Origin of the sequence: Pseudomonas sp. EA_65y_Pfl1_P113 (assembly GCF_963970525.1) — a bacterium.
Lineage (GTDB): Bacteria > Pseudomonadota > Gammaproteobacteria > Pseudomonadales > Pseudomonadaceae > Aquipseudomonas > Aquipseudomonas tritici.
Window position 1 is genome coordinate 110,823 of record NZ_CAXAQM010000012.1, and the last position, 18,664, is coordinate 129,486.

At 61.4% G+C, this 18,664-nt stretch carries 11 protein-coding genes; all 11 read right to left on the reverse strand.

Annotated features, from left to right (window positions below):
* Window positions 1–3: 3 nt before the first annotated feature.
* On the reverse strand, window positions 4–4,413 hold the full coding sequence (locus AACY52_RS13760; protein ID WP_339456495.1) for an RHS repeat-associated core domain-containing protein: 4,410 nt from the start codon (window positions 4,411–4,413) through the stop codon (window positions 4–6).
* A 66-nt stretch (window positions 4,414–4,479) separates the two neighbouring features.
* Window positions 4,480–4,761: a hypothetical protein gene (locus AACY52_RS13765; RefSeq protein WP_339436640.1), complete on the reverse strand. Its 282-nt coding sequence runs from the start codon at window positions 4,759–4,761 to the stop codon at window positions 4,480–4,482.
* Window positions 4,762–4,763: 2 nt separating this feature from the next.
* Window positions 4,764–9,194, reverse strand: a complete 4,431-nt coding sequence (locus tag AACY52_RS13770; RefSeq protein ID WP_339560555.1) for an RHS repeat-associated core domain-containing protein — start codon at window positions 9,192–9,194, stop codon at window positions 4,764–4,766.
* A gap of 12 nt (window positions 9,195–9,206) precedes the next feature.
* A complete protein-coding gene (locus tag AACY52_RS13775; protein WP_065880297.1) occupies window positions 9,207–9,641 on the reverse strand; it encodes a DcrB-related protein in 435 nt (144 codons plus the stop codon).
* Between the two features lie 15 nt (window positions 9,642–9,656).
* The gene (locus AACY52_RS13780) at window positions 9,657–11,597 is read right to left on the reverse strand and encodes a type VI secretion system tip protein VgrG (RefSeq protein WP_339436642.1); all 1,941 of its coding nucleotides are present in this window, start codon (window positions 11,595–11,597) and stop codon (window positions 9,657–9,659) included.
* A 156-nt stretch (window positions 11,598–11,753) separates the two neighbouring features.
* Complete coding sequence (tssH, locus tag AACY52_RS13785; RefSeq protein ID WP_339428287.1) at window positions 11,754–14,417, reverse strand: type VI secretion system ATPase TssH; 2,664 nt, start codon at window positions 14,415–14,417, stop codon at window positions 11,754–11,756.
* Window positions 14,410–15,453 carry a type VI secretion system baseplate subunit TssG gene (tssG, locus tag AACY52_RS13790; protein WP_339415064.1) on the reverse strand — a complete coding sequence of 348 codons (1,044 nt, stop codon included), beginning with the start codon at window positions 15,451–15,453 and terminating at the stop codon, window positions 14,410–14,412. Before tssG ends, tssH begins: the two co-directional genes overlap by 8 nt.
* Window positions 15,417–17,276 carry a type VI secretion system baseplate subunit TssF gene (gene tssF / locus AACY52_RS13795; protein WP_339436644.1) on the reverse strand — a complete coding sequence of 620 codons (1,860 nt, stop codon included), beginning with the start codon at window positions 17,274–17,276 and terminating at the stop codon, window positions 15,417–15,419. The genes tssG and tssF overlap by 37 nt, the downstream gene beginning before the upstream one ends.
* Complete coding sequence (tssE, locus tag AACY52_RS13800; protein WP_034116446.1) at window positions 17,273–17,788, reverse strand: type VI secretion system baseplate subunit TssE; 516 nt, start codon at window positions 17,786–17,788, stop codon at window positions 17,273–17,275. Before tssE ends, tssF begins: the two co-directional genes overlap by 4 nt.
* Complete coding sequence (locus tag AACY52_RS13805; RefSeq protein ID WP_048723565.1) at window positions 17,782–18,207, reverse strand: hypothetical protein; 426 nt, start codon at window positions 18,205–18,207, stop codon at window positions 17,782–17,784. Before AACY52_RS13805 ends, tssE begins: the two co-directional genes overlap by 7 nt.
* A complete protein-coding gene (locus tag AACY52_RS13810) occupies window positions 18,207–18,659 on the reverse strand; it encodes a type VI secretion system amidase effector protein Tae4 (protein WP_048723566.1) in 453 nt (150 codons plus the stop codon). Before AACY52_RS13810 ends, AACY52_RS13805 begins: the two co-directional genes overlap by 1 nt.
* Window positions 18,660–18,664: the final 5 nt, after the last annotated feature.

Sequence of the window (18,664 nt, forward strand, 5' to 3'; positions counted from 1 at the left end):
TTCCTAATTGTAATGCGCGCCCGGACGCGCATTTTTATTCAATTGCCTCTCGCCGGAGCGGAGTAATTTACGCTCATCGGATACGATTTTATCCAGCGCTTTGCGGTATTGGGCCTGATTCCAGTTTTCACGTTTGCCAACCTTATGCACTTGGTCCATTTTGCTTCCAAGGTTTTGGTTGACCCTAGCTGCGTGGCGGCCTTGATGTATCGAACGACTCCCATCAGTCAAGGCACGTGTTTTGTTGGGCAGGAATATTTTGTTTTGCCGACTTTGTAAGTCAAACCCAGCCAATTTAAGCAGCGGGTGGTTCTTCGTACTGGCGTGCTTATCGCTCAATATGTGATGGTCTTGATAACCCTGTTTTTTCAGGCGTCCAATACGTCGGTTGATGGATGACGTACAACTCCAGCCCAGCGGATCGATCCAGCCGTACGGGTTGGCTGCATACGCATATAGATTGATTCCCCCCGCCAACCCAATCGGATCGGGCGTCGTAAACCGCCCCACATCCGGATCATAAAACCGAAACGTGTTGTAGTGCAGCCCAATTTCCCGATCCAGATACTGCCCCTGAAACCGCAGGTTCTGCTCTTCGATGTAATAAGGCTCACGTACTTCCTCAACCGTATTGCCCCACACCCGATAAGTAGCCTGCCAGACGCTGTGCCCATCGGCCTCGGTTAGTTGCTCGGGCAACCCGTTCAGGTCGTTGTGGTAGTAGCGAATCTTCTGCAACGGACCAATGCCGTCGACGCGGGCAAGGGGTTCGTAGCCGTCATCATCGTAAACATAGAGGCTGGTCTGGCTGTGTTTATGCTCCTGCAACAACCGCAGTCCGTCCCAGGTGAATCGAGTTTCGCCTAGCGGATAACCATCACTGCCGTGCTCAGTTTTCTCGATGCGTCGACCCAGCGCATCATAGGTCATCCTGACCACGCTGCCGTTTTCATTACGCACTTCGATCAGTCGGCTTTCGGCATCGTAGGCAAAACGTTGCAACCCACGCTTGGCGCTGCGCTTTTCAATCATCCGTCCAAACGCATCGTAGCGATAACGCTTGTCCTGATAGGTCAGCAGCTTGTTATGCACCACCAACCCGGCACCCGCCTGCGGGCCATCCAGCAGGTTGGCTGCGGCGTCGTAGGCGAAGGTTTCACGCTGGCCGTGCAGGCTGTCCTGGCTGGCGATGATGCGGCCGGTGGCGTCGTAGTGCAGCAACTGGCGGTGTTGCGCAGCGGGTTGTTGGTCGAGTTTGCCGATCAGGTTGTCGGCGGGGTCGTATTCAAACTGTTTTTGCGCCGCAGCGGGCAGCAGGGTTGACTGACTGGCGTGACGACGCTGGCGTGAACGCAGGCGGCCGCTGCGGTCGTATTCGCTGCGGGTGCTGAGTTGGCCCTGGGTGCGCAGCACTTCGCGGTGCAGGCGGTCACGCTCGAAGTCGCTGATGACCTGGCCGTCCAGGTTGACCTGGTGCAGGTGGCCGCTGCCGTAGTACAGGCGGTTGAGCCACCGGCCGTCCGGCAGTTGGGTTTGGATCAGGTTGCCGAGTTCGTCGTAGTGGTGTTGCATGTTCCCCGCCGAACTCTGCTCGCAAAGCAGTTGGCCGAGGGCGTCGTAGGCAAAGCCCAGGGCTTGGGCATTGCCCTGCGAATCGGTGAAGGTGACAGCCGTGAGCTGGTCCACTGCGTCGTAGCTGTAATCGGTACGGCCATCGTCGGTGGTCTTGGCTACGAGCCGGCCAACCGCATCACGTTCCAGCCGATGAATGATGGGCGCGGGCGGCGTTTCGGGCACCAGGGCCAGACCGTTTCCGTAGGGCGCCGGCACAGCAGTCAGCGCCGTGACATTATCCAGCGGGTCATAGCTGTAGTGTTTGGCGCTGCCGTCGAGGTCTTGCTGTTCAGTCAGCCGATCCCCGGCGTCCCACGCAAAGCGATAGCGTTCGCCGTTCTCGTTGATCAGCGCTTGCAGCCGTCCATAGCTGTCATAGCCGAACTGCACCTGCCGCCCATGGGCGTCGGTGCGTTGGCGGACCTGTCCACGGCGGTTGTGTTGGTAAAGCGTGGTGTGTCCGGCTGGGTCGGTGTAACCCACCAGCTGACCGCTGACATCGCGCTTATAGTGCTCGGTGCGGCCGTCCGGCAGTTGGGTACTGAGCAACCGCCCCTGGGCGTCGTAGCTAAATTGAGTGCGCTCGCCAAGGGCATCGGTGATGGCCTGTAGATAGCCGCGCTCGTCGTAGCTGAAGCGCGTTGGATAACCTGAGCAGTCGATGTGCTCGGCCAGTTGCCCGAACGGATTCCAGCGCAGTTTTTTGCTTTTGCCGGTGGCGTCAATAATTTCCACGGGCTGGCCATGTGCGTCATAGCGGTAGCGCGTGACGTAGCCCAGCGGATCGGTTTCGGCGATGCAATTGCCGCGCGGGTCGTAGCGATACTGCCAACTGTTATCGGCGGCGTCGGTTTCTACCTGCGGCAGCGCCCAGTGTTCCAGCCACAAAGTCGAGTCGCTGCGGCCTAGCGGGTCGGTCTCGCCGATGAGGTTGCCGCTCTCATCGTAGCTGTACTCATAGCGCCCACCCAGGGGGTCGGTGGCGCTGAGCAATTGGCGTTCGTCGTTCCATTCGAACAGCCAGGTCTGACCGAGGTTATCGCTGTACTGAATGATCTGGTGCTGAGTGTTCCAGTGGCGGGTGCTGACGCGCTGCAAGCCATCGGTGATGTGAGTGAGGCCCACCTTCAAGTCATAGTCGAACTGGTAAGTGTCACCCTCATCGGTCCAGTGCCGGACCACACGCCATTCCAAGTCCTCAATCAAGGCCCATTCATAGAAGCACCGCAGCCCGGTGGGTAGTTGATGCTCCACCATTCGACGCGCCACGTCGTAGGCAAAACGCCGTTGCACCTGGCCGGTTGCGTCACGCACCTCAGCCAGATTGCCGGCCGCGTCGTAGCCATAACTGACGAGCACTTCGCGGCGTTGGTCGGGGTGCAGGCGCTCAATGTGAGTCAGATGCTCTTGGTCACGGATCAGCTCAATCTGCACTAAGTCGAAGGTATCGCGCAGACGTACCAGGCGCCCGGCTTCGTCATAGTCAATATGGATGCGGTTGTCGTTGCGATCGCCCAGTTGGCTCAAACGCAGGCGCGTCGGATTGGCCGGCGTGGGTTCGAACAAGCGGTACAGACCATCATCACTTTCGATCAACAACTGCCCATTGAGGTGTCGCCGCACGACGAGCCCTTCACCGGCGCTGAATACCGCGCCGCCCAACGGGATCGAACCCATGTCAATCGGGCGTCCCTGCTCGTCGGTGTAGACCAGCGTCTCTCCGCCTTCGGGATGCGGACGGATCTCTACGCACACTTCATAGGGCACGCTCCAGCCAGCGCCAAACAGGCTGCCTGAGCGTTCGTCGCGGCTGTTGTAGAAGCGCTGCCAGTCGATCGGCAGGATGCCGGGTAAGACGAAGTCCAGCTCTTCGACGTCGCCCAGTACCTTCGCGCCTGTCGCCGCATGTACCGGATTCGACGAACCCATCGCCGCGTTGGCCATCGCCCCCATCGCACTGCTGACCGCCATCGAAGTGGCTCCGCCGATCAGCATGCACGGCAACTTGCTGAAGAACTTGCCCTTGCCACCCTTGAGCATCAACAACGCCGTGACCGCCAACCCCACACCCGGGGTCTTGCCGCTGCGAATTTCCCGCACCACCACCGAACCACCGCCAATGGTCACGTTGGAAGAAATCAGGCCCGACGACACCACGGTTGCATCGCAGGTACTGCGGTCTCCACTGCGCACCGCCGGTTGGCCGTTGACGGTGACCTTTTCCGACCCTTCGGCTAGAAACTGCGGCGGCATCGGTGGGTGCTTCATGCACGCCACCAGGTCCAGCGGCTTGGGTACGGCGCCGGGTGCGGGCGTTGCAACTGTAGGGCGCCACATCTGCGAGAAGAAGCTCTCGGCCATGTCCAGGTAACCGGGCTCGGGAGCGGGTTCTTCCTGCTCGGTGCCGGCCGGCGCGACATGGGAACTGATCGCCCCGGCGGCGCGGGCGGCGGGGATGTTGTTGGTCAGGGTGTTGGTGGAGCCGGTAAGAATATTGGCCTGCACCGTGGGCGGAAACAGCGCGTTGCTGAAACTTTCACATAAATTCGATAAGCCTTTGTCGGCCCCGGTCTTGCTCATGGCCAGGCCGACAATCGTGCCCACCACCGCACCCAGGAGGAAGCAACCTAGCCCGCCGGTGGCGACGGTGATACCGGTGGCGGCAACCACCGCAGCGGTTGCGACGGCGGTGATCGCGATATTGGCCGCCACCTCCAGCACCCCGCCAAGGATGTCCGCCATCATCGAGGTGTGGGAGAGCGCATCGCCCATCCGGGCAGCCCAGAGTGCATCAGACAAGGACTGCACTTCCGTGCCTGATTGAATTGAACGCACAACTTTCCATAGTCGCCGTGTCCTTGAGTGTCATGGCATACGCATCAGTGCTGTCTTCAACCGTTTTATCAGCGTGGGACTTTCCAGGCATTCCAGCGGGGTGATGTTGTCCAGTGCCGGAACCGTTTGCCCGATCCACCACAACCCCTCCTCAAGGCCCCGTTTCCCGCGCAGTATCACTGCCATGTCGAGATGGCCGCCCAAGGCCTTGGCCAGTTCACGCGCATCGTCGTCAAGGTAGTCTTCTTCATACAAGGCCACTGTGCTCTGCCAGTCCGCGTCACCCGGGTATTCGTTTTCCAGTCGTTCCATGTTCAAAAACCTGCAAAGGAGATCAAGTTGCTGCCAGTCGGGTTGCGTGCCGATGGCGCCAGGATTCCATCATAGCCATTGGCCTTGGCCCAGTTGCCGATCTGATGGGTCTCGGTGTACTTCGAGCCGGTGATGCTTTTAAGGCTGACCCCTAGCTGTTTGCGCACATCGGCGCGGGTCAGGTCCAAGACATTATTGAGCTGCACTTTCTTGCTGACCAACACCCGTTTGGACAGGTCGACCTTCCAGTGCGTGACCTCGCCTAGCGCGGTTTTCCGTGAGTTCGCGCCATACACCCCGCCGACGCCTTTGGTGGTGTAGCGGTGTGTGGACTCCACATTCCACTTGTGCGCCTGCCAAGTGGTCCCGATGCGCCCCGGTTCCTCGAACCGATACACGGTGCGACTGACCTTGCGCCCCTTGGGTGGGCTGGAGCATTTCATCAGGCCCAGCGGGTCAATCCAGCTCAGCGGGTTGGGCGCATATTGATAGAGATTCAGGCCGCCGGCCAGACCGATGGGGTCGGGTGTGGTGAAGCGCCCGATATCCGGGTCATAAAAGCGCAGAGTGTTGTAGTGCAGCCCCGTTTCCCGGTCCAGATACTGGCCCTGGAAGCGCAGGTTCTGTTCTTCGATGAAATAGGGTTCTCGGCTTTCCTCGACGGTATTGCCCCAGACTTCATAGCGCGCTTGCCACACCGTATGGCCGTCGATCTCGGTGAGGCGTTCGGGCAAACCGTTGAGGTCGTTGTGGTAGTAGCGGATTTTTTGAAGGTCACCTGTGCCATCGATACGGGCCAGTGGTTCGTAGCCCTCGTCGGCATAGATATAGAGGCTGGTCTGCTGATTGCAGTGCTCCTGCACGACTTGCAGCGCGTCCCAAGTGAAACGTGTCTGGCTCCGCTGCACACCGTTGCGGTCGTAGGTGGTCTTGGCGGTGCGCCGGCCCAGCGGGTCATAGGTCATGATGACCCAGGAACCGTCATCGTTGTGCACCTGTGCCAGCCGTTGCTCCGCGTCGTAGCTGAAGCGTTGGGTGCCGCGCCGAAGGCTGCGCTTTTCAACCATCCGGCCAAAACCGTCATAGCGGTAATGTTTGTCCTGGTAGGTCAGCAATCGGTTGTTGGCGACCTGTCCTGAGCCGTCCAACAGGTTAGCCGCCGGGTCGTAGCGGAAGGCTTCCCGTTGACCCAAGAGGTTGTCCTGGCTAGCCAGAATGCGGCCGGTAGCGTCGTAATGCAGCAATTGGCGGTGTGCCGTGCCGGGCTGGCTGTCGTAGCGTTCGACCAGTTGGTCGCTGTCGTCATAGCCCAAGCGTGTCTGCACCGGTGGATGTAACAGCGAGTGGTCCGGTTGGCGGCGCTGGCGGGCACGCAGACGTCCACTGCGGTCATATTCGCTACGCGTACTGATACGGCCCTGGGTGCGCAGCACTTCGCGGTGCAGACGGTCCCGCTCGAAGTCACTGATGACCTGCCCATCCAGGTTGACCTGATGCAAGTGCCCGCTACCGTAGCGCAGGCGGTTGAGCCAGCGGCCGTCGGGAAGTCGGGTCTGGGTCAGGTTGCCCAATTCGTCGTAGAGATGCTCCAGGCAACCGGCGGCGCTTTGTTCGAGGGTCAGCTGACCGAGGGCGTCATAACCGAAGCCCAGGGTTTGCTGCTCGCCATCGTGCCCTGTAAAGGTGATGGCTGTGACTTGGTCGAGTTGATCGTAGCGGTACGTCGTGCAACCATCTACGGTGCGCTTGGCGATCAGCCGGCCTGCTGCATCCCGCTCCAGATCATGAATGATGGCGGGCTCGGCGTCGGACGATGCGAGGGTTTCTACCTGTGTGACATTGTCCAGCGGGTCGTACGTGTACCGTTTTCGACAGCCGTCCAAGCGCTGTTCGAGGGTCAGGCGATCACCGTCGTCCCAGTCGAATCGGTAGTGCTCACCATTTTCGTTGGTCAGGCTGTGCAGGCGGCCATAGACGTCATGGCTCAACTCCACACGGCGGCCATGGGCGTCGATGCGCTGGCGCAACTGGCCGTTCGACGAATGCTCGAAGCGCGTGGTGTGGCCGGCAGGGTCGCTGTAGCCGATCAACTGGCCGCTGGCGTCACGCTGATAGTGCTCGCTGCGCCCATCGGGTAACTGCTTGCTGATCAGTCGGCCCTGGTCGTCATAATTGAAGCTGGTGCGTTCCCCGAGCGCGTCGGTACTGGCCAGCAGCAAGCCTCGCTTGCAGTAGCTCAAACGGGTGGTAAGGCCCGTACAGTCGGTGTGCTCGCTCAATTGACCCAGTGGGGACCAGCGCAAGGTCTTGCGCTTGCCGCTGGCGTCGATGATCTCCCTGACTTGGCCGTGTCCGTCATAGTGATAGACCGTGCGGTTGCCCAGTGGGTCGGTTTCGCGAATGCAGTTGCCCCGCGAGTCGTAATCGTACTGCCAGGTATTGCCAGCGGCATCGCTCTCCGCCAGTGGCAGCGCCCAGTGCTCCAGCCACAAGGTCGATTCACTGCGCCCCAGGGGGTCGAGGGTCTCAGTCAGGTTGCCGGCATCGTCGTAGCTGAACTGATAATGCCCACCGAGAGGGTCGGTTGCGCCCAGCAGTTGGATATCATCATTCCACCGGAAGGCCCAGGTTCGCCCCAGTGCATCGGTGGACGCGATGATCTGGTGTCGCTCATCCCAGTGTCGAATGCTGACGCGCGCCAGCCCGTCGGTGATACGGGTGATGCCTGTATCCAACGCATAGTCGAATGTGTAGGTGTCCCCGGCCTCCGTCCAATGCCGGACAACACGCCATTCAAGGTCGTCAACCTTGGCCCACTGATAGAAGCAACGAAGGCCGGTGGGCAATTGATGCTCGACCATGCGCTGCCCGGCATCATAGGCAAAACGGCGCTTCACGTGCCCGTCGGACTGGCGTACAGAGGCCAGGTCGCCACGGGCGTCGTAGGCGTAATGCATCAGTACTTCACGGTGTTGGTCGGGATACAGGCGTTCGATTCGGCTGACGCGATGGGGCCAAGTGTTGTCGTACGTCAGCTCGACCCTCACCAGGCCAAAGGTGTCACGCAGGCCCAGCAGGCGACCATCGTCGTCATAGTCGAGGTGGATTCGGTTGTCGTTGCGATCTCCCAGTTGGCTCAGGCGTAGCAACGATGCGTCCTGTGGCGCCGGATCGAATAGTCGGTACAAGCCGTCTGCGCTTTCGATCAGCCACTGGCCGCTCAAGTGACGCTTGACGCTGAGGCCTTCGCCAGCGCTGAACACGGCACCCCCCAAAGGGATCGAACCCATGTCGATACGTCGACCCTGCTCGTCGATGTACAACGCGTAGTCGCCCCCTTCAAGGTGAGGCAGCAGCTGCACGCTGACTTCATAGGGCACACTCCAGCCGGCACCAAACAAGCCATCGCGGCGTTCATCCCGGCTGTTGTAGAAGCGCTGCCAGTCGATGGGCATGATCCCGGGCAAAGCGAAATCCAGCTCCTCGGGGCCGCCCAGCACTTTGGCCCCCGTGCTCGCGTGCACCGGGTTGGAAGAGCCCATGGCGGCGTTGGCCAGCGCGCCCATGGCCTGACTGACCACAAACGAATTGACGCCTGCCAGCAGCATGCAGGGAAGGTTGCTGAGGAACTTGCCTTTACCCCCCTTGAGCATCATCAGCGCGGTGACGGCCAGGCCAACGCCCGGCGTCTTGCCGCTGCGGATCTCGCGCACCACCACTGAGCCCCCGCCGATAGTCACATTGGGCGAAATCAGCCCCGACGACACCACGGTGGCGTCGCAGGTGCTCCGGTCACCGCTGCGTACCGCCGGTTGACCGTTGACCGTGACCTTTTCCGAGCCTTCGGCCAGAAACTGCGGCGGCATCGGCGGGTGTTTTGTGCAGGTCACCACGTCCAGCGGTTTAGGGACTGCGCCGGGCGCTGGCGTGGCGACGGTGGGGCGCCACATTTGCGCAAAGAACCCTTTGGCCATGTCCAGGTAGCCGGGCTCTTCGCTGTGTTCCGGTGCTGGCGGCGTTGTTTCGGTTTCGGTGCCCGCAGGTGCAACGTGGGATGGCACGACGCCGGCCGCGCGCGCAGCGGGCAAGGCGTTGATCAGTGTGTCGGTGGACCCGCTGAGGATTGTGGCCATGACCGAGGGAGGGAACAGCGCGTTGCCGATTCCCTCGCACATGGCGCTCAACCCCTTGTCGGCACCGGTCTTGCTCATGGCGATGCCGACGATGACGCCGACTACCGCCCCCAGTACGCAGGCCCCCAGTCCACCGGTCGCGACGGTAATGCCGGTAGCCGCCACCACCGCAGCGGTTGCCAGCGCGGTAATCGCCACGTTAGCCGCCACTTCCAGCACGCCGCCGAGGATGTCCGCCATGACAGAGGTGTGGGACAGCCCATCGCCCAGGCGCGCAGCCCAGAGCAGTGCGTCAGACATGCAAAGGCCGCTTCACTGGGGGACGTCGAACACGAGCGAGCTCTTGATCGTCGACCAGTGCGCCGCCTCGGCGTCCCCAAGCTTGTCAGCCTTCACATAACTCAACGCAAGCATCTTGCGCGTACCCGGCAACACCAGCGCCAGTTGGTACTGGAACACCTTGTCATTGCCCTTGTTGAACTGGCTGCGCAGCTCGATGCCTTCGACCTCTTGCGCGGCGCCCAGGCGCACGTCCACACCCGGTTGATAGCGCAAATCCTGCACCTGTTTTTCCAGGCGCTGGAGTTGGTCATTGAAGTTGCTGTGCAGGGTTTCGCCCTCGGCGAGCAGGCTGCGGCTGACGATCAGGGACGTCCCCAATTCAGGGAACTTGAGGATATTGATCGTCGCGTCCTGCAACTCACTGGCGGGCAGTTGAAACTGAAATTCGTTGATCCGGTACGTCATGGCAAACAGGTCTCGTCAGGAGCTTTTAGGCGCGGGGAACGCGGCTTTAATGTTGGCGTCGATAGCGCCTTTCTGGCCCTGGCCATCGGGCGTGGCACCTGGGCCGCCGCCGTTGTTCAGGTGCAGCACGCCGCCGGTGTTGAACTCGGCGTCGCCGCTGGCGTAGAAGCTGATTTGCACACCGGTGAGGTTGATCTGCCCGCTCGCATTCAACTCCAGAATGCTTTCACCGCAGACTAGGCGCAGGTTCTCGCCCACTTCGATGACGTAGCTCTGGCTGATGCTGTCGGTCTTCCTCTGGCCCACGGAGAGGATGTCTTCCTGCTTGACGATGCGCAGGCGGTTGTTGCCGATGGTCACCGTCTCGTCATGCCCAATGCTCTTATTCCGGTCATGCCCCACGGAATGGCTTTCGTCGACCTCGACCACAATGTCCTGATTCCGCTCGGCATGGATATACAACTGCTCCAACCCCTTCTTGTCCTCCATGCGGATTTCATTGAAGTTGGCCGGCGTGCCACCTTTGCTGGATCGACTCTTCATGCCGCTCTGAGTCGCGTTCTCCGGTAGGTCGTAAGGCACCGTCTGCTCGGCGTTGTACACCCGGCCGGTGATGATCGGCCGGTCGGGGTCGCCTTCGAGGAAGCTCACAATCACTTCCTGGCCGATCCGTGGAATCTGCATCGAGCCCCAGTTTTTCCCGGCCCAGGATTGCGACACACGAATCCAGCACGAGCTGTTTTCGTTGGATTGATCGTGACGGTCCCAGTAGAAATGCACCTTCACCCGGCCGTACTGGTCGGTCCAGATTTCCTCGCCTTTGGGGCCGACCACCAGCGCGGTCTGCGGGCCTTTGACGACAGGGCGGTGCGTATTGGCCAGTGGGCGGAAGCTTTGTTGGGCGTCGATGCAGGTGAGGCTGCTTTCAAACTGCGCCGACCCCGAGCCGCCGCCGCTTTCCAGGCTTTCCTGGACGATGTAGTAGCGGCAGCCGACGATGAGGTATTCGCGGTTTTGGTCCTGGCGACTGAAGCCGGTCAGGCTGAACAAATGCCCTGAACCCAGGCCACGGGCGTTGCCGCTGAACTCGACCTGTTCGTGCAGGGTTTGCAGGGCTTCGATGCGGGTGCGCGCATAGTGCTCGCCGTCTTCGCTTTGCACGTAGGTGCCGGGGTAGTCGTACAGCGGATAGTCGCCGGCGGTGTGCGGACGCGGCATGGACGAGCGCACGTCGATGCTGGCGCTGGGGCGCTGGAAGTCGTAGTCGTTGAGCTCCAGCGAGCCCGGCTGCACTTCGTGCGCCAGGTGCCAGTTGTGCATGTGGTCGCGTTCGCGCTGCTGCTCGTCCTTGGGGTAGTACGGGATCGACGCGTAGCCGGGCACGCTAGTGTGGGCGCCATAGGCGTCGGCCAGCACCAGCACATGGCGGTCCTGTTCGTGGCGGAAGAAGTAATAGATGCCTTCCTGTTCCATCAAGCGGCTGACGAACTCGAAGCTGGTCTCGCGGTACTGCACGCAGTATTCCCACTCGCGGTAGGGCCGGCTCAGGGCGTCTTCGAAGTCGGAAAAACCGAGGTCGCGAAACACCTGCTTGATGATCTGCGGGATGTTCAGGTTCTGGAAAATCCGGCAGTCCGAAGTGCGGCTGAGCAGCCACAGCCACGGGCGCAGCGTTACCTGGTAACTGGCGAACTGGCCCTGGTCGATGTTCTGGCTGCAGCGCGCAACGATGCCGTGGAAATGCCGCTCGCCGCCATCCGCCAGTTGCAGGCCCACGCTCATGGGTTTGCCGAGCAGCTGGTTGAGGTCGATGTTGGCGTCCAGGGACGTCAGTTGCAGCTCATAGTTGAACAGCCTGCCCAGCTCTTCACCGCCGCCCATTTCATTGAGCAGCAGCACATCCGGCCCGAGAGGGCTGGTGATCTTGGCCAGGCGTGAGGCTTGGTTGAATAGCATTGGGCGTCCTGTAAAGGTCTTGATTACTGAAGGAACCGAATCCAATGTGGGAGCTGGCTTGCCTACGATAGCAATTGAACATTCAACATTTATGTTGACTGATACACCGCTATCGCAGGCAAGCCAGCTCCCACATTTTGACCGTGTTCCGTCAGGTCAATCTGCGTCGCTGAAGTCGTAGTGCAATTCATTATCCCGGCTGCTGATCCTCACGCCCGCCAACGCCTTGCCTTCCAGCATGCGCGTGAGGAATTCACGGCTCATGTCCGGCAGCAGGCTGTTGGTCAGGATGGTGTCGATCATGCGTCCACCGCTTTCGGTCTCGGTGCAACGAGAGACGATCAGGTCGACCACCTCGTCGTCGTAGTCGAAGGCGACTTTATGGGTGTTTTCCACGCGCTTCTTGATGCGGTCGAGTTGCAGGCGGGTGATCGCCTTGAGCATCTCGTCGCTCAGCGGGTAGTACGGAATCGTCACCAGTCGGCCGAGCAGCGCCGGCGGGAAAATCTCCAGCAGCGGCTGGCGCAGGGCCTTGGCGATTTCTTCCGGCTCCGGCACGTTTGCCGGGTCTTTGCACACCCGGGAAATCAACTCGGTACCGGCGTTGGTGGTCAGCAGGATCAGGGTGTTCTTGAAGTCGATCACCCGGCCTTCGCCGTCTTCCATCACGCCCTTGTCGAACACCTGGAAGAAGATCTCATGCACGTCCGGGTGGGCTTTTTCCACCTCGTCCAGCAGCACCACGCTGTAGGGCTTGCGCCGCACCGCTTCGGTCAGCACGCCGCCTTCGCCGTAGCCGATATAGCCCGGTGGCGCGCCCTTGAGGGTCGACACGGTGTGGGCTTCCTGGAATTCGCTCATGTTAATGGTGATGACGTTCTGCTCACCGCCGTACATAGCTTCGGCCAGCGCCAGCGCGGTTTCGGTCTTGCCCACGCCGGAGGTGCCGGCCAGCATGAACACGCCAATCGGCTTGCTTGGGTTGTCGAGGCCGGCGCGAGAGGTTTGGATGCGCTTGGCGATCATCTGCAGGGCATGGTCCTGGCCGATGATGCGTTTTTTCAGGTGCTGGTCGAGGTTGAGCACCGTTTCCAGTTCGTTGCGCGCCATACGGCCGACCGGGATGCCAGTCCAGTCGGCGACCACCGAGGCCACGGCCTGGTAGTCCACGGTCGGCAGGATCAGCGGGGTTTCGCCTTGCAGCGCGCTGAGGCGCTGTTGCAGGTCGACCAGTTGCTCGCGCAAGGCGTCGTCGCCACTGTCTACGGCGCCGGCTTTCTCGCGCAGGGTTGCACGGGTGGCGAGGAGTTCATCCACCAGGGTTCTCTCTTCGGCCCAGCGGCCTTCCAGGGTCGCAAGACGTTCGCGTTCTGCGGCCAGCAAGGCTTCGCTGTTGCTCTGGCGCGCGCCAATGGCGATGCCGATGGCATGCTCGCGGGCGATGATTTGCAGCTCGGTTTCCAGCGCTTCGATGCGACGGCGGCTGTCGTCCACTTCCGCCGGCACCGCGTGCAGGCTGATGGCGACGCGGGCGCAGGCGGTGTCCAGCAGGCTCACGGATTTGTCCGGCAACTGACGCGCCGGGATGTAGCGGTGGGACAGCTTGACCGAGGCTTCCAGCGCCTCATCGAGGATCTGCACCTGATGGTGTTTCTCCATGGTCGAAGCCACGCCACGCATCATTAGCAGCGCCTTGTCTTCCGACGGCTCGGCAACCTGTACTACCTGGAAGCGGCGGGTCAGGGCTGGGTCTTTCTCGATGTGCTTTTTGTACTCGGCCCAAGTCGTGGCGGCCACGGTACGCAAGGTGCCACGGGCAAGGGCGGGCTTGAGCAGGTTGGCCGCATCGCCAGTGCCTGCAGCACCACCGGCACCCACCAGCGTGTGGGCTTCGTCGATAAACAGGATGATCGGCTTGGGCGACGCCTGGACGTCTTCGATGACCTGGCGCAGGCGCTGTTCGAACTCGCCTTTCATGCTGGCGCCGGCTTGCAGCAGGCCCACGTCGAGGCTGCGCAGTTCCACGTCTTTGAGTGCAGGCGGTACGTCGCCGGCGACGATACGCAGGGCGAAACCTTCGACCACGGCGGTCTTGCCCACGCCGGCTTCGCCAGTAAGGATTGGGTTGTTCTGACGGCGGCGCATCAGGATGTCGACCAGTTGGCGGATCTCTTCGTCACGCCCCACGATAGGGTCAAGCTTGCCGCTGCGTGCCTGCTCGGTCAGGTCGACCGTGAAGCGTTTGAGCGCTTCCTGCTTGCCCATCGCGCTCGGCGCCATCGCACCGCTGGCTTCGCCCGGCACGGCGCCGGCATTGAAGCCATCGCTGGCGCTCAGGGCATTCTCCGGCGAGTCGCCGACGTATTCATCAAAACGCTCGCTCAGGGCTTCGGCTTTGATCTTGTCGAACTCCGACGATAGGCTCAGCAACGCATGACGCAGGCTCGGCGTCTTCAAAATACCCAGCACCAGGTAACCGGTACGCACCTGGCTTTCGCCAAACATCAGGCTGCCGTAGACCCAGCCGCGCTCCACGGCTTCTTCCACATGGGACGACAAGTCAGTGATCGAGGTCGAGCCACGCGGTAGGCGGTCCAGGGCTTCGGTCAGGTCACGGGCCAGGCGCGCCGGTTCAACGTTGAACTGGCGGATGATGCGGTGCAGGTCCGAGTCCTGCAGTTGCAGCAATTGGTGAAACCAGTGAGCCAGTTCCACATACGGGTTGCCCCGCAGCTTGCAGAACACGGTGGCGGCTTCGATGGCCTTGTAGGCCACGCTGTTGAGTTTGCCGAACAGTGCGGCGCGACTGATTTCACCCATGCTCTGGATTCCTTGAGGTGGTGGCCTGATCGGCGTAATGCCGGGCCAGGATTAGGTCGTTGGCGTCGTGCGCAGGGCGACCGAGCCAGGTGTTGAAGCCCAGGCGGAACTGGCCGTTGAGTTGTAGCGCCGGGACTTCGGGTTGTTGCAAAACCAGGTTCAGGTCCCAGTCCAATTCATGGCCCAGGTACTCGGCCACCCACGCCACCAGCTCGTTGAACGGCTGATGGCCGGGCAGCATGCCCATGTAGTCATCCAGCTTGAGCGGCCCCAGGCGGATACGGAATTTGTGCTGGCGGTCCCACACGAAGCTGCCCAGGCAAAAGTCCACACCCAGCCTGTGGGCGCTCACGCCCACGCGGCTGCGCTCGGGCAGTTCCAGCCATTGGCCGACGTATTCTTCTATCTCCACCGGCAGGCCGAAATACTCGCCGAGGATCGCCTTCAAACCGTCCGGGTAACGGGTTTGCGCCGACAGGTGGCCGCTGTAATGCAGCTTCGCCGTATCAGGGATGAGTCCCTGATTGAGCAGGCTCGGCATACCGCGCCCGCTCAAAGCCGCCAGGCGTGCAGACCAGTAATCATCGTCTGGACGGTCGTGGCTGACCGTCGGCCGTGCCTCCGCCCAGGCCCGGTAAAACAGGCTCAGCAGGCGATGGTGGAACACATCCAGGAATTGCTTGCTGGTGCTGTCGGCGTTGTTGCGCTGGCGCTCGCGCACGTATTCGGTGATATGCAGCGGCAGCGGGCCGTTGGGGCCGCCGAGGCCAAAGAAGAACTGCTCGAGTCGCGCCGGTTTGCCATCGCCACCCGGATCGACCGAGGCCAATGTGGCCGGGGCGAAGGTGCAATCGGCCTGCTGGCCCAGGCGCAGCGGGTCATCCGCCAGGCGCAGGGAATGGCCCAGACGCGGCAGCTCGGGCGATTCACACTCGATACGCCGCAGCGCCTGGAAGAAATCGTATTCCCAGGGCTCCTGATGCATCGCATCCAGGGTACTCACAGGGTCGGACGACGTCCGGGCTTGGCTTTCCATCGCATGATCTCGCCGCGTTCGGTGGTACGGATCACCGTCTCGGTAAAACTGTTGATCGACACGTAGCGTGCCAGGAAGCGTTCCAGTACTGCACCGAGCAGGAACACGCCGGTGCCGCGAAACGCGTTTTCATCAAATTCCAGGGTGATTTCCAGGCCACGCCCAAACACAATCGGGCCGGGCATCGGCAGGCGTCGGGTCACGGCTTTGCTGCTGACTTCGCGCAGGCCTTCGATCTGCAATTGCAGGGCGGCGTCGTTGCTGTCGCCATACAGGCGCAGCAGTTCGCGCAAGGCGCCGGCGCCTTGGCCCTGTTCGCTCAGCGAGAGGTAATTGAGCGACAACTGACTGATCAGGCGCCAGGCCTTGGCATCGTGGGCGTGGCTGGGGCGCGGGCGGCTTGGGCCAGCCACACACCGCACGGCCAATACTGGCGCGCTGTCGGCCAAGGTAAAGTCGGTCTTGCCATTGCCCACGGTCATGAACAAAGGCAGATCGCGGTTGGTGCACAGCGCCGTCACGCCGAGTTGGCGCAGGTCATGGCGGTAGGGCGACTGCCGGCTGTCCACCAGGCTGACAAAGGTTTCGCTGCCCACGTAAGTGGAGCGCGGGCCGTTGCGGCGCTGGTCGCTGGACAGCACTCGCGGCTCACGGCGCACCGTGTAATAGGCCTGGTCGCGGCCGTAGCGGGATGGATCGCGTACCGCGTAGAACGGCAAAAACGGCTGCTCCGGCCCGGTGCCGTGGCCGGTGATGCTGCTCAAGGAGTGAATCTCGAAATCCATCGGCCGCGTGCGGTCAGCGATCACATGGTGTTCGTTGACGCGGTCAGACAGGTGAATACGGTCCACACGTTTCGGGAACAGGTTGATCGCCGGGGTGCAGAACGGCAGGAACTGCGCCGGGCCGACGCTGCCTTCCAGGCTCGGCTCGTGGCGATCAAACAGCACGATCAGTTCCAGCTCCTGACCGTCGCAGCGCTTGACCGCACGGCTCAGCTCGGCGAATTCGACGAACAGGAAACGATGGGGCAGGGCGAAGTATTCCTGCAGCAGGCGATAGCCCTGGAACGCGCGTGCAACCACCGGCATGGCCGCGTCGGCATCGTCAAAACCACGGGAACGCAGCGCGTCTGGCGGCAGGCGCTCGACCCAATCGCCGCCGGGTTTGCGCGCGAACACCGCGCAGGCGTTGCCCAGCAGCTGTTCGTAAAGGCGAAACGGTTGCTCATCGGCACCACTGAGGTACAGCGGCAGGTTATCCAGGTCGAGGCTGTTGAACGGCAACTCGGCGCCGGTGCGCAGAGTCAGGCGCAAACCCGCTTTGGCCTTCGGCTCGCTTGCAACCAGGCGCCCGAGCACGGCGGCGGGGTTGCCGAAGTACTCGGCGTTGCTCACCTGCAACGGCCACAACGTCACCGGGTGGGCGGTGCGGTACTCGCAGCAAGTCTGGGTTTCACGGCCCAGCGCGGCACGCAATACCGTGTCGCGGGGCAGGGGGAAACCGCTGGCCAGCGAGCCTTCGTCCGGGTCGGTCTGCAATTGCACCACGGTCATCGACGGCGTCGGTGCCAGGTAGTGCGGGTAGGCGATTTCCAGCAGGTTGTGGGTGAAGGTCGGGTATTCGGCGTCGAGCTTGAGCTGCACGCGGGCCGTGAGGTAGGCAAAACCTTCGAGCAAACGTTCGACGTACGGGTCGGCGCAGTCCATACCGGACAGGGTCAGCCGACTGGCGATCTTCGGGTATTCCTTGGCGAACTCGGCGGCGCTTTCGCGCACGTGGTGCAGTTCCTGATTGTACAGCTCCAGCAGGCGCGGGTTCATGGGCGTCTCCGCTGGTCGGCGTTGACCACACGTACGTGGCCAGACTCCAGGTCCAGGTCGGTTTGCAGCAACAGGCGCAACGGCACCGGCTGCGCCCACAGGTCGCCTTCGATCTCGAAACTCAGCGCATTGTGGTTCATCTCGCCATGGCCGACGCGGGCTTTGACGCGCAGGGTGTGGCGCAAAATGCGTGGCTCAAAAGTGGCAATGGCCTGGTAGATCAGGGCTTCAAGCGCCTTGATGTCCACGCTGGAAACGCTGTTGCCCGCGAGCGCCGGCAGGCCGTAATTGACCACCGAGGTACCGGCCGGGGTGTGCAGCGTGGCGTCGGCATCCAGCAACGACGTGGTGTTGAGCAGCCACGCCAGGTCGCGCAGAACCGAGGCTTTTAATTGGGTCAGGGACAGCACGCGTTTGTCGGCGCTTTCCTTGGGGTTGGTTGGGTCATCGTCGGTCAACCGGTCCAGCAGGGATGGTTGCAGACGGTCGCGGGTGGCGATTTCGGTTACCACGTAAAGGGCGCCACATACATTTTTTGGTCGCCACCCGAGCCGCAGGATGCAAATGTACTAACGGGGGCCGCTTCAAACAGCCCTTGAGACTGACGAATAGCTTGCATCTTGCTGAGGCAGTCGCGGCTCGGCGCAGGCATGTGCTCGCTGTGCCAGACCGCAAAAATCGGAATGTCGTTGAAGGTCTCTACGCGCAGTTTTTGCTGTCTATCCAGGCTGAAGCTGCAAGGCCACGCCATGTCCAGCTTTATGTGGTTTTGGTCTGGCTTGACCAGCGTGCATTGGCCCTGTTCATCAATCAGCTTGAGCTGTTGCCCGACGAAGACGGCCTCGGTCGCTGGATTCTCGGCATGTTCGGCGCAAGCGCTCAGACTGATCAAATTCATGGTCAGGCAGAGGGTGAGTAGTGGTTTTTTCATTATGTGAGCTCCCAAAACCAGACAGCTCTGGAGCGGAAAAAGAGATCGCCAGTTTGGGTTATTCCTCGGTTCCATAGATCAATATGGTCGCCGGTACGGTTATCCAGGGACTCGCCTGATTGCTGGAAACAATCCTTGAAAAAGATGAGCCCGGTTTTGCCCATCAGCGTGCGACGGTCTTCGGCGGTGTTACCCAAAATGGCCGGTCGTCCCAGATGCCTTTTCCACAGCCAATTAGCCAACGACTCGGCACCCCTGGCGTGTTCATGGGCACACTTGGGCTCGGTATAGGTAGATTTGTTGACCTTGATGGTCAGCTCGGCGTTGAGCACCAGGCTCATGCGGATAGCGCATTGATTGGCCCAGGGACCATTGCAAGGGTCTGCTTTTGGATGCGTAACCAGAAGATCGGAATACGCTTTCCACAAATTGATGAACGAAGGTTTGGCCATGACTC